Source organism: Clostridium beijerinckii (assembly GCF_018223745.1).
In the GTDB taxonomy this organism is placed as follows: Bacteria; Bacillota; Clostridia; order Clostridiales; family Clostridiaceae; genus Clostridium; species Clostridium beijerinckii.
This window is the reverse complement of sequence record NZ_CP073653.1, coordinates 3,353,523-3,365,898: the sequence shown is the minus strand read 5'-3', so window position 1 is coordinate 3,365,898 and position 12,376 is coordinate 3,353,523. Positions and strand designations below refer to the sequence as shown.

Annotated in this window: 10 protein-coding genes, 1 pseudogene and 1 riboswitch; of the genes and pseudogenes, 2 read left to right on the top strand and 9 right to left on the bottom strand. The window is 28.9% G+C overall.

The window, feature by feature from the left end; genetic code table 11:
• Positions 1-72: 72 nt before the first annotated feature.
• On the bottom strand, positions 73-1,449 hold the full coding sequence (locus KEC93_RS15065; RefSeq protein ID WP_077868214.1) for a DUF2334 domain-containing protein: 1,377 nt from the start codon (positions 1,447-1,449) through the stop codon (positions 73-75).
• An 822-nt stretch (positions 1,450-2,271) separates the two neighbouring features.
• Here KEC93_RS15065 and KEC93_RS15060 point away from each other — a divergent pair.
• Both KEC93_RS15060 and KEC93_RS15055 read left to right on the top strand, forming a co-directional pair.
• Positions 2,272-4,758: a CoA-disulfide reductase gene (locus tag KEC93_RS15060; protein WP_077868215.1), complete on the top strand. Its 2,487-nt coding sequence runs from the start codon at positions 2,272-2,274 to the stop codon at positions 4,756-4,758.
• A 189-nt stretch (positions 4,759-4,947) separates the two neighbouring features.
• Positions 4,948-5,310, top strand: coding sequence for a DsrE family protein (locus KEC93_RS15055; RefSeq protein ID WP_077868216.1), 363 nt, complete (start codon positions 4,948-4,950; stop codon positions 5,308-5,310).
• A 60-nt stretch (positions 5,311-5,370) separates the two neighbouring features.
• On the opposite strand, the gene KEC93_RS15050 is transcribed toward KEC93_RS15055, so the two are convergent.
• From KEC93_RS15050 to dapB, 8 genes and pseudogenes are all read right to left on the bottom strand, one after another.
• Positions 5,371-5,736, bottom strand: coding sequence for a DUF4363 family protein (locus tag KEC93_RS15050; protein WP_077868217.1), 366 nt, complete (start codon positions 5,734-5,736; stop codon positions 5,371-5,373).
• Between the two features lie 14 nt (positions 5,737-5,750).
• Positions 5,751-6,479: a DUF421 domain-containing protein gene (locus KEC93_RS15045; RefSeq protein WP_077868218.1), complete on the bottom strand. Its 729-nt coding sequence runs from the start codon at positions 6,477-6,479 to the stop codon at positions 5,751-5,753.
• Positions 6,480-6,891: 412 nt separating this feature from the next.
• Positions 6,892-7,683, bottom strand: a complete 792-nt coding sequence (locus tag KEC93_RS15040) for an SDR family NAD(P)-dependent oxidoreductase (protein WP_012059135.1) — start codon at positions 7,681-7,683, stop codon at positions 6,892-6,894.
• Positions 7,684-7,979: 296 nt separating this feature from the next.
• Positions 7,980-8,315 carry a hypothetical protein gene (locus tag KEC93_RS15035; RefSeq protein ID WP_238892964.1) on the bottom strand — a complete coding sequence of 112 codons (336 nt, stop codon included), beginning with the start codon at positions 8,313-8,315 and terminating at the stop codon, positions 7,980-7,982.
• A gap of 8 nt (positions 8,316-8,323) precedes the next feature.
• Positions 8,324-8,479 carry a hypothetical protein gene (locus tag KEC93_RS26540; RefSeq protein WP_241394823.1) on the bottom strand — a complete coding sequence of 52 codons (156 nt, stop codon included), beginning with the start codon at positions 8,477-8,479 and terminating at the stop codon, positions 8,324-8,326.
• A gap of 270 nt (positions 8,480-8,749) precedes the next feature.
• Entirely contained in the window at positions 8,750-10,330 is a 1,581-nt protein-coding gene (locus tag KEC93_RS15030) for a chloride channel protein (RefSeq protein WP_077868219.1), read from the bottom strand.
• Between the two features lie 247 nt (positions 10,331-10,577).
• Positions 10,578-10,856, bottom strand: a pseudogene (locus KEC93_RS15025) (putative beta-lysine N-acetyltransferase); the annotation flags it as partial.
• Positions 10,857-11,082: 226 nt separating this feature from the next.
• Positions 11,083-11,943 (bottom strand): 4-hydroxy-tetrahydrodipicolinate reductase, encoded by an 861-nt coding sequence (gene dapB, locus KEC93_RS15020; protein WP_077868220.1) that lies wholly within the window; start codon positions 11,941-11,943, stop codon positions 11,083-11,085.
• 120 nt (positions 11,944-12,063) lie between these two features.
• A riboswitch (cyclic di-AMP (ydaO/yuaA leader) is annotated at positions 12,064-12,195 on the bottom strand.
• Positions 12,196-12,376 lie beyond the last annotated feature (181 nt).

Below are 12,376 nucleotides of genomic sequence, written 5' to 3'. Positions count from 1 at the left end.
TTATTAGTGGCATATGTCAATAATCTTTATTAAGTAAAAAAGAGAAATAAATAAATTTGAAAGTTTTTAAATTTATTTATCTATAAGTTCATCAATATGAACTGTAACATAATTATCGGATTTAAGAGTTTTAACTATTTTTTGCAACGGAGAATTTTCATCATAGGTTACATTAAGTTTATTATCATCAATATTAAAATGTACATAATTTAATTCAACAAATGGATGATAATAAAAACTATGAAGTATATCAGGATCATCATTATTAAGCCCATCAGTTATGGATGTAGGGTCTGAATTGTGTACATATCCTAAAGGTGTTGGAACAAATAAATGGTAGTCATCTAAATTATATATATTGTTTCGTGTACTGTCGAAAGGTTCATATATAAATTGAAAATAATCTTCAATAACGTTTCTTTGAAGTTCAGTTTCCCCATAATGAGGACTTTCGTAGTAAGAAATAGGAATATTTAAAGCACTTGCAGTATCAATTCCCTTTTCGACTATATCACGTACTTGATCAACTGTATTATTCACATCTTTAGTCATTTCATTACCAGGTCCACTTTTTTCATCATCATGTTGATGAGTATAACCATGCAGTCCTATTTCACCACCTTTATTAATGAGATAATCTAATAGATTGACAAATCCAACATTTGTTATATTGTCAGTTGTCAATAAATCATTATCAATATTCTCAGTAGGAGATTTAAATCTAGGAATCCAGCTAACATGATATTTCATTCCTTGTGAATAAAAAAGATTCGCCATTAATTTTATTTTTGTTTGATTTTTATCACTAGAATAATTACCTCCACATCCGAAATCTTCTAATCTTATTAAAGCAACTTTATCACTATAAGATATTGAAGGATTTTCAGGTACTGAGACGCTGTTATCAAGTAAGCTTATACTATTGTTTTTAAAGTCAAAAATAGCAATTAAATTAAAAAGTTCCTCTATATCAGAAATAGAAATATAGTTAACGCCATCATTATTTATCAGATCCCCACGAAGAGAGCCTGTCCCAGAATTTTTAGTATAAGAATTTTCAGTTAAAGAAATTTTATTATTTTTGTTAGATAATAAAATTTTATTATTTGAAGTATCAATAGTATAGTTGAGTTTATTACAAATAAAATTGAGTGGTATATAGTATCTCTGTGATTTAAGCAGCATAGGAACATTAGTAATGTTAGATTCATTTAAAATATTTAAACTTATGCCATTAACCTTTGTTATAGGTCTATCTTCGAATTTGATTTTTGGAGTATATGTACTTTTAAAAGTATTATCGGGAAGTGAACTAGCATATACAGTATTGTTTATAACAGTTAGATCTTTATCTAAAAACTTGTAGTAAAAAAGTGGATGAAAGAATATAAAAACTGATAAAGATATTGATAATATTAAAAAAATGGATACTTTCTTTTTCTTTTGCATAAATTTTTCCGCCTCTTTATTAATAAAATAATTTCCAAAAAATATACTACTATAAGTTTGTGACAAATAGTTGTCATAAATATATGCAATATGAATAAATTATTCTTTAAACATCTCTTTTAAGATTGATGATTCTCAACAATTAGCTTTATGAGTGATGGAAGATATCTAAAGAAATAGCAAATGTGTTATTTTTAGATTTTTTGTTCTATTTTCTTTTTTCTATAATAAGCAATAGTTGATTATTTAGAGACTTTAATTAATTCGCTTTTGCTTATACAAATCTTTTTAGAAGTATATATTTATCATAATTAACTTATTTAAATAATTTATACAAATACTAAGAGTTCGAAATAGATTAAGATAGTTTTATTACTAAACGATATCAAATCATATGGCTATAACATTTGAAGAACTATTATAAAATTTTATAAATTAGAAATTTAAAAGATTATACACGCTTCATAAATTAATAGTTTAAGTTTAATATGTATGATAATATATGAATTTATGTACATAACAGGTAGTCTAAGTAAAAATAGACTACCTGTTTTAATATACAGAAATTTTATTATAATATTGCACAATATATATAGGTTGCAGCATTAACCAGGATAAAAATATAACACAATTTTCAAAAGAATAATCTAAAAAGTCATATGTGTGATAAAGTCACAGACAATAATAACTATATAAATTAAACTTAAATTAAGATATATTGCAATGCAGAAAACGAGATTAATGAATATATCTTGAAGATATAAAAGAATAGCAATTTTATGATTTCCAATACTAGTTAGTTAATTAAAAGGAGAGATTCTTATGAATAAAAAGATTATTATTGTTGGTGGCGTTGCAGGTGGTGCATCTACAGCAGCTAGACTTAGAAGGCTAGATGAAAATGTTGATATAATTATGGTGGAAAAAGGTGAATACATATCTTTTGCTAATTGTGGACTTCCATATTATATAGGAGAAACTATTGATGAAAGAGGAAAATTAATAGTACAAACAGTAGAAGAAATGAGCAGCAAGTTTAATTTAGATATAAGAAATTTAAATGAAGTTATAAGTATAGATAAAGAAAATAAAAAGGTTAAAATAAAGAATTATAGAACAAATGAGGAATATGAAGAAACTTATGATATTTTAGTTTTATCTCCAGGCGCAGCTCCACTTAAACCAGCGATACCTGGGATAAATGAATGTGATAATTTATTTACTTTAAGGAATATACCAGATACAGATAAAATTAAATCTTATGTAGATAACAACAAGCCTAAACATGTAACTGTAATCGGAGGTGGATTTATAGGACTTGAAATGGCCGAAAATCTTCATGCTAGAGGAATTGATATTACACTTGTAGAAGCAGGTGAGCAGGTAATGGCTCCTCTAGATATAGAAATGGCAAGTATAATACATGAACACTTAATTGATAAAAATGTAGAATTGATATTAAAAGATGGAGTGTCTTCATTCGAGAGTAAAGGTAAAAAGATAATACTAAGTAGCGGAAAAGAAATCACAACTGATATGATTATATTGTCAATTGGTGTTAAGCCAGAAACAACAATAGCAAGAGAAGCTAATCTTAACTTGAATGAAAGAGGCGCCATAGTAGTTGACAAATTTATGAAAACTTCTGACCCAAGCATTTATGCATTAGGAGATGCAGTAGAAGTTATGGATTTTGTAAATAAAAAGCCAACAATGATTCCACTTGCTTGGCCAGCTAATAGACAAGGAAGAATAGTAGCAGATAATATATGTGGGAAAAATACTGAATACAAAGGAACTCTTGGATCATCAGTTGCAAAAGTGTTTGACTATACGGTAGCAACAACAGGTAATAACGAAAAGATACTAAAGAGATTAGGGATAGCATACGAGACTATTCATATTCATCCAGGTTCTCATGCTGGATATTACCCTGGATCATTCCCAATAGCTTTTAAATTGCTATTTGATCCAAAGTCAGGAAAAATATTTGGGGCTCAAGGTGTAGGACTTGATGGAGTTGAAAAAAGAATAGATGTACTTTCAGCTGCTATTAAAGGAAATTTTACAGTCTTTGATTTACAAGATTTTGAACCTTGTTATGCACCTCCATATAATTCAGCAAAAGATCCTGTTAATATGCTTGGATACTATGCATCAAATATTATTGAAGGATTTGAGAAAACAATTCAATGGAACGAAATAGATAAATTAGACAAAGAAAAATCATTAATAATTGATGTTAGAGAAGAGTTCGAATTAGTTACGGGAGGTTTTGATAATTCTATTCATATTCCTCTTGGGCAATTAAGAAGTAGATTAAATGAAATTCCAAAAGATAAAAACATATACGTAACTTGTCAGGTTGGACTTAGAGGATATGTTGCTTGCAGAATTCTAGAACAAAATGGAATACGGTGCGCAAATATAGATGGTGGTGTAAAGACATATCTATATGTAAAAAGAGCAGAAGAAAGCATTAAAAATCAATATGAAAATAATGAAGAAATAAAAGATGAGGTGGCTGTAATGAAATTAGAAGATCTAGATATAACAGAAATAAATGCAAATACTACGTTAAATGCATGCGGTCTCCAATGTCCAGGTCCAATAAAAAGAGTATTTGAAGAAATTAAGAAGATGGAAGATGGCAATATATTAGAAGTTAAAGCAAGTGATCCTGGATTTACAAAAGACATAAAATCATGGTGTGATTCAACAGGAAATACTTTATTAAAATCTGAATTTGATAATAAAGAAAAAGCCTTCATAGCATATATTCAAAAGGGAACATCATCAGACTTAAGGAAAAATGCTTCTTCACCAAATGTTGTGGAAAAGTATGGAGCAACATTGGTTGTATTTAGTGGAGATTTAGATAAAGCAATAGCTTCATTTATAATAGCAACAGGAGCAGCATCTATGGGGAAAGAAGTTACTATGTTCTTTACATTCTGGGGGCTTAATATACTAAAGAGTGCAGATAAGCCTAGTGTTTCTAAGGATATGATGGAAAAAATGTTTGACGTTATGTTACCAGCTCATCCTGGAAAATTACCGTTATCACAAATGAACATGATGGGAATGGGACCTGCAATGATAAAGCAAATAATGAAAAAGCATAATGTCGATAACCTAGAAACTTTAATAAAAAATGCTATAGACATGGGTGTTAAAGTTGTTGCATGTTCAATGAGTATGGACTTAATGGGAATAAAAAAAGAAGAATTTATTGATGGAGTTGAAATAGGTGGAGTTGCTTCATATCTGGGGGCAACAGAAGATTCTGGATTAAATTTATTTATATAGTATATAATATCTGCTATTCTTGATATTATATTTAAGGATAGAGTTTAGTAAGAAAATGGACTTTGTGAAAAAATACAATATGGAAAATAAAAAAGTGCTTAAAAAATTCCATATAAAATCTTTATAGGCTTCATATTATTAATTGAAAAATAAAGATATATGAAGCTTATAGTATATTTTTAAAAGGAGATGACTATCATTTTAGAATATAAAGTTATATTTCATATAGATGAACTAAGTAAATGGAGTATAGTCCTAAAAAATACAAATAATTTATTGGAGGCTATAAATACTAACAATTTTAATATTGAAATTTTAGCAAATTCAGAAGCTGTAAAGGCTTATGCTTACGATAATGAATTAGATTTAAGGATTAGCAGTGAAATGAAAGGGTTAGATCATAAAGGGATTAAGTTTGTTGCGTGCAACAATGCGTTAAAATCTTATAGTATAAAAAAGGAAGATTTAATGTCGTTTGTAGATATTGTTCCTACCGGAATTTTGGAACTTGTAAATAAGCAAAGTGACGGTTATAGTTACATAAAACCATGAATAATTTATAGTTTTAAGTATTTTAACAAGCAGATTATTTATTTAGAAAAGCTCTAATATTTATTTTCCAAGGTCATTCCAATGAGCATAAGCCTCATTTAAAGCAAGAAGTGAACTAGATTTATCTCTAGCCATTATGGCACCGCGAAGATGTGAGATGCATATATTAAATTGATTTATTTCATCTCTTTCAGAACTAAATTGAACTCTTTTGGCTATTTTTTTCCATGAATTAGAGAGGTTGTCTGTTTTAATATTGGCACTTTCCCAATTTCCTGATTCTATATCCTGTATAAGTAGCTGTATTGATTCGGGAATGTTATCATCATTGCCTATAGGTTCCTTCAAAATATTGCCACTAAGCATGATTAATACAAAAAAAATTAGTGCAACTATAGGTATCGATATTACTAAAAATTTTCTCATGATAAATTCCTCCTTTAATATGGTCCTTTATAATCACCAATATCAGTTACTTTTACCATATGATCATCATATTTGTCTATATATAAGGAGCCAGAAGGAGTTAAGGTCGCAATAAATACTTCTGAAACATCCTTAACTTTATGAATTTTTAGTTGATTCATAAGCCATTTTTCAGTTTTATTAAGTTGTTTCAAATTTTCATTTATAAGAATTCCATCATATATGAGTTCAGTACTTATACCGCTTGGTTCTTTTTGAATACTCATATCCTTAGGTGTTAAAGGTTCATACTCTGGTTTCTTTAGAACAGATAATTGGCCATTTGGCTCAATAATTGCAAAATCTACTTGAGACAAATCAAAAATATCTTTAACTCTTAATAGTCCCATGAGATCTGATGCTGTATATTTCATTTTTTTTAATGCACTTTCCATTATCTTGCCATTCATAATTACAATTGTAGGTTCGCCTTCGATATATTTTGCAGCGTATCTCCATTTCTCGGTAATGTACTCCATTAAATATCCAAGTAAACACCAAGTAAGCAATCCGACAAAATGAGGCCATGCCCTGCTTGATAAGTCCGTAGTAAGAGTTGCAGCAATTGATCCAATTGTTATTCCAAGGGCATAATCAAAGAATGTCAGTTGACTTATTTGTTGTTTTCCAAGTATCTTTGCGAAAATAAGTAAAGAAAAGAATGCAATAATAGCACGCACAAAAACTACTAATCCTTCATTCAATTATCAATACCTCCGATCTTAGCAGGATATATTTATTATTCTACTTGAATCATATTTTATACTGTTAAATTAATTTTTATGTAGTTCCGGAAGAATAAAAGGTTTTTCGGAGGTAGCAAATAAATACATAAAAACCGAGAAGGGATCATTAGGACGTGTATGGCTTATATCAATCTTTACTTTTATAGATTATTGTTTCCACGCTATCTCTACAGGAACAATTGGAAAGGCATTGATAGAAAAAACTAAAGGAATCAAAGAAAAATTAGCCTTACAACATTGCTATCATAATAATTTCTGTTTACTATTTTGGAATTTACATATATAAATATATAACATAAGAGTTATTTTTGATTTTTAAGAACCAATAGAACCGATATAATGAATTACTAAGTTCTATTGTTTTTTTTAGTTATTTTTTTAGGATGTTTTTAATTTTAATGAAAGCACCTTGGCTTGAAGGGGATACATATCTTTCCTTTGGATATCTGTCTTCTACTGCTTTTATGTATTTATCTATAATAGAATCAAAATTAGTGGATTCTGTCAGCTTAAAGTATGTATATTGCTTGTTTTCTAGGGAATGTATATTATTTTTGAAATAAGAATGAATCTTCATCCAATTAAATTGTTTTGATATATTTTTTTGATTAAATCCAGTAGCATAGCTTCCTGGCTCTATTAATATTACAGGAATATTAACATTTTTAAGTTCTTTAAGCTCTTCGTTTAAAGACGGACATATGGATTCCAGTGCAAATTTAGTTGCGCAGTATGGAGATAAAAATGGAATGGGGGAGCGTCCAGCCAAAGATGATACAAAAATTATCCTTCCTTTTTTTCGAGGGATCATTTGTTTTAATACAAGTTGAGTCAATTCAATTGGACAAAAAACGTTTGTTTCAAAAGTTTCCCGATATATATCAGAATCCACTTCAGCTACTGAACCTGAATTTCCAATGGCTGCATTATTTATTAAAACATCAATTTCAAGATTAGTTATCTTCAATCTATCATTACTATTTAAAATATCCAATTTAAAGCTTTCAATAGGAAGGTTATATTTTTTATTGAAAGAGTTAATTTCATTGGCTTGTTCTTCAGTATGAGTTGTTGCATAGACATAATGACCTCTATTTGCTAAAGCAAATGAAGCTTTACGTCCAAGACCGGAACCACAGCCGGTAATTAGAATTTTTTTCATGAGATCACCTTAATTTACTTAAGTATAGTATATGATATTTATAAATTGTATTTTTGAATAAAAACTTAAAAATGCAATTTATATGAATACATTTATGTAAGAGTTACGTTATTATTATCTCTATATTTAACAAAAATATTAATAGAGTGAATATATCTATAGATGAATTAAATTAATATAGCTTAAATACCGCATGTTCACAATAGGAATTTGCGGTATTTTATTTTAAAACTATTTAATTATGAAATTAAAAATACAGATGTATTATATGTCTAATAAGTTAGTTAGACTTTTGATTATAAAATGGTTATTTGAGATTCTTCATCAACTCTTTGGATAGCGCCAATTATTCGTAATAAAGTACCAATACAAGAATATGTGAAACCAGTAGTTATATTTATATTAGGGGTAATAGTAAAGTTAGTATTACCTTCTTGAATATTGTTATATACTTCGTAAAGTCTAATAAAAGAAACATTAGTATATGAAAGAACGACATATATGCCAAGGCAACTTGCAAAAGCGGCTATTTCACTTGGGGTTGGATGTGAAATATCAGATTGTTGTTGAGTCAGACTATTTTGTTGCTGATTTTGTGCATTTTTTTGACTCTTGCCACTCTTCTGCTGCATTATACTGTTTAATAGTAGTTGTTTGGCTTTTTTGCTGAAATAATACCAAGTATAGTTGATAATATATCAAGATAAGCAGTTGATATTTCTATATTTAACAATTGCAAATCTAACTCGTCATTGCTTGTTAAAAAGTGTATAGTACTATTGTAATTTTCTTGCATACTTTTGCCCTAAAGATTGATATACTATAATATATTTGGTTAATATGGTTGATGTGATTATACACAGCTGATTTAATTACAAATGAATTTATCAAAAATTTTGTTTTAATAATTAAATAAGTTGTACTTTAAAGGCGTATGAAAGTTTAGTGAATGAAACATAAAGATTTAATATAGAATATTTTCTAAAGAAATAAACAGGTATGATTTTATATAAAGAAATCAAACCTGTTTATTTTTATTTAAAAGACAAATTAAATTATAATATATTTATTTTAGAGAGTCAGAAGTTTCAGACATTAATAATAGGGTATCATTTATTTTAGGAACTCTATCCTCATTAGTTAAGACAGTTAAATAGTCTCCAGGCAAAATAACAGTATCTCCCTTAGGAATTATTTCATTTTCGCCACGTCTAACTGCTACAAGGAGACAGCGAGATGGCCATTTTACATCTTTGATTTGTTTACCATCTAACTTCGATCCTATACATACAGCAAATTCCAGTATAGCTTTATTTATCTTATCGCCAATGGGTGTTCTATCACCTTGATTTTGCAGAAATTTTTCTAGTAAAGCTTCATATATAGGCTTAGAAGCAAGAAGGTCTGCTACAATATATGATATTACCGAGACAATAGCCAAAGCAAGCAAATGGTTAAATGAACCTGTCATTTCGGTAATTAGGATTGTTCCTGTTATTGGCGATTTTACTACTGAGGCGAAATATCCAGCCATGGCTAAGATTATAAAATTATTTATGTAAATGCTATCTAAGTGAGCAATGTGCATAAGAACTTCGCCATATACATTTCCAATTAGTGCTCCAATTGTAAGTAGCGGAAGGAAAATTCCTCCGGGAGCACCTGAGCCGAAACTAGCCATAGTAAATGAAAATTTAATAACTAGAATAATAACTAATAATATTAAAGAAAATTTACCTTCAGTTAATGAAGTTATTAGTTCATGACCTCCACCTAAAGCTTCTGGTAATAAAAGACCTAGGGCTACTGATAATAATAGAGGAATTATAATTCTAAATTCTTTTTTTAGCCAAGCTTGTTTTATATATAGGTTTTGCGTCTTTAAAAGAACTTTATTAAAAAGGACCCCAAGAAATCCTACAATTACACCTAATATGATTACATAAAAGTAAAAGTTTAGTGGCAATGTAGCAAAAGCTCCAAAATTAAATACTGGTTTTAGTCCAAAGAAGCTGCTTGCAATAAAATCTGCTGATAATGCAGAGGAGAGTGCAGAAAGTAAAATTAATGGTGAAAAGTTTTTATGAACTTCCTCTAATGCAAACATTGCTCCAGCTAAAGGAGCGTTAAATGCAGCTGCAAGTCCTGCACTAGCACCACTAGTAATAAGATATTTTTCCTCAATTTTTATTCTTCTAAAGACTTTACTAAATCCTTGTCCTATTGCTGCACCTAATTGAACAGAAGGACCTTCTCTTCCTAATGAAAGGCCAGAACCTATTGAAAGGACACCTCCAAAGAACTTACCGAGAATGACTTTCCACCAAGTCATATCTAGTTCCCTAAGTAGAACTCCTTCAACCTGAGGTATTCCACTACCACTAATCATAGGTTCGTTTTTTACCATCAATCCCACTATGTAGCCAATGATTATCAGCAGCATAATCCATGGTAATATAATAATGGGGTTAATTGATATAAGCTTATAAATATAACTTAAAAGATATCCTGCTTCTTCAAGTGCTAAACGATATAGCACAATTACTAAACCAGTGACCATACCTATGCATATTCCTTCAAATACAAGTTTTAATTTAAAACTATGCCAATGAAACAAAGTGCTATAGGTACTCTGTTTTTTTTCCATTTCTATTCCTCCAATTTATTTATATGAAAATTATTTGCTATATAATTATACAAACATATATATGTTATCATATGTATAAGAACATGTTAATAGTTAATGTGATTTTTAATTTTATTAAAGGTGAATAATTCATAACAAATTTGCACTAGTTTATAAATATAAAAAAGACTGCCTTTTCTCTAAAACTGAAAAAGCAGTCAATTAGTTCTTATTAAATATATTATAATTTAAGCTTAAGTTCCAATTATTAATTAATAGTCTTTACCCAAATATTCATATCTTCAAAAGTGCCACATATATTGCAGTTGTTTACCATTCTTCCTGTAAATTTATAATTATGCTTACTTAATACAAAGTTTATACTAGGGTTTATAGCTCTACATAAACTATATAAAGTAAGGAAACCTTTAGCTTTAAGATCGCATTCTAAAGAATAGATTACATTTGCAAGAATCCCTTTACCTCTATATGCAGGAGAAGTAGCGCAGTCTGTTATTTCAGCATTTAAATTTTCCATATCCATATCTTTTCATTCTAACGTTACTTTTTGGCGACAAATTCTTTCATCCCTATAGAGTTTTTCAAGACCTTTATATTCGTCTTTCTTAAATTTATCACATATTCCACAATTCTTGCATTCATGGCTTTTATCAGAAGGTTCAGTATAGGTGCACAATGTACCTTCATAATTTCTTTTACAAATTAAAAACTCCTCTCAAACGTTAACATATTTATGAGAAAACTCTAATGAATTATTGAATATCTGTTGCTATTAGATTTTTAATAATATTATTAGTATCAGAATTATTTTCATGAGCATATAAATCTTTTATTACCTTTGATAAGCTTAGAACATCACTCATTTCATAGAATCCAATCTTATTTTGTATGAAATTTATTGCATGGATTGCTCCAGTGGCAAAAACTTTTCTTGAAAAGGATTCATGAGAAATCGTAATTCTATCATTTTCTCCAACAATCATAACTTCATGCTTTCCAACAACACCACCAGCTCGAACTGAATTAATTGGAATATTTTCTTTAGAGATATCCTTACCTAAGTAAACTAACCCATCTTTTATTTCATTAGCTATCTTTAAAGCAGTACCAGATGGAATGTCCTTTTTTTCTCTATGATGTATCTCAGAAATTTGAAAATCATAGTTATTCAATAGGATGGAAGCCAATTTTGTTAATATCATCAGCACATTTACTCCAAGAGTTATGTTTGGAGCATACACTATGCCAGTATGATTTCTATAGGCTAGATTTCTTATTTTATCTAAATCTACTTCTGAAAAGCCTGTGGTACCTATTATCATATTAATCCCCATTTGCGATATTATTCTAGAGTTTTTTAAAGTAGCTTCAGGAGTAGAAAAATCGACTACAACATCTGGCCTGCAAAGTACCAGTGTTTCCTCGAGTTTATTAGTTCCTTCAATTTTTATACCAATTTCTTGAATTCCAATTACTTCACCTAGATCAATATGCTTTTTCAAGCTTCCAGGGCTGCACATGGCAGCTACAATTTTCATATTCCTTTGGTTGAATATCATTTTTGCAATTTCTCTTCCTGTTTTTCCAAGTCCAATTAAACATACTTTTAACATAAAAAGCCTCCTTTTTTAAATTGCTAGTTAAAAAAATAATAAGCTATAGAGAAGTCTCTATAGCTTATTAAGCAATAATATTTATGGGTATACTAAAAAAAAGTATATTAGCAGTATACAAAAACTTCTCTTCAACGCTTACGAGATTAGCTGACGGATTCGGATTGAAGAAAAATAACCCTACTTATCCTAAAATAAGATTCACCCCAAAAAATGGTTCTCCCGCTCAAAAAGATTCAGCGTTATAATTATTATTTTTTTGTCATTATCTGTATATAAGCATATCATTCTAACATATATATGTCAATATATATATTTAAGGATATGTATCATAATACAAGCATATATTAGGTAAGATATGGGTTTCTGCTTAGTCTCCATATGAATTTAATATTTAGGAATTGTAATAAATAAATTTTAATATTCTTAAAAT

What these genes read in the sequence shown, in the direction of transcription:
- KEC93_RS15065 (WP_077868214.1), bottom strand. Translation starts at nt 1,449, where the DNA reads ATGCAAAAGAAAAAGAAAGTATCCATTTTTTTAATATTATCAATATCT.
- KEC93_RS15060 (WP_077868215.1), top strand. Translation starts at nt 2,272, where the DNA reads ATGAATAAAAAGATTATTATTGTTGGTGGCGTTGCAGGTGGTGCATCT.
- KEC93_RS15055 (WP_077868216.1), top strand. Translation starts at nt 4,948, where the DNA reads ATGACTATCATTTTAGAATATAAAGTTATATTTCATATAGATGAACTA.
- KEC93_RS15050 (WP_077868217.1), bottom strand. Translation starts at nt 5,736, where the DNA reads ATGAGAAAATTTTTAGTAATATCGATACCTATAGTTGCACTAATTTTT.
- KEC93_RS15040 (WP_012059135.1), bottom strand. Translation starts at nt 7,683, where the DNA reads ATGAAAAAAATTCTAATTACCGGCTGTGGTTCCGGTCTTGGACGTAAA.
- KEC93_RS15035 (WP_238892964.1), bottom strand. Translation starts at nt 8,315, where the DNA reads ATGCAGCAGAAGAGTGGCAAGAGTCAAAAAAATGCACAAAATCAGCAA.
- KEC93_RS26540 (WP_241394823.1), bottom strand. Translation starts at nt 8,479, where the DNA reads ATGCAAGAAAATTACAATAGTACTATACACTTTTTAACAAGCAATGAC.
- KEC93_RS15030 (WP_077868219.1), bottom strand. Translation starts at nt 10,330, where the DNA reads ATGGAAAAAAAACAGAGTACCTATAGCACTTTGTTTCATTGGCATAGT.
- dapB (WP_077868220.1), bottom strand. Translation starts at nt 11,943, where the DNA reads ATGTTAAAAGTATGTTTAATTGGACTTGGAAAAACAGGAAGAGAAATT.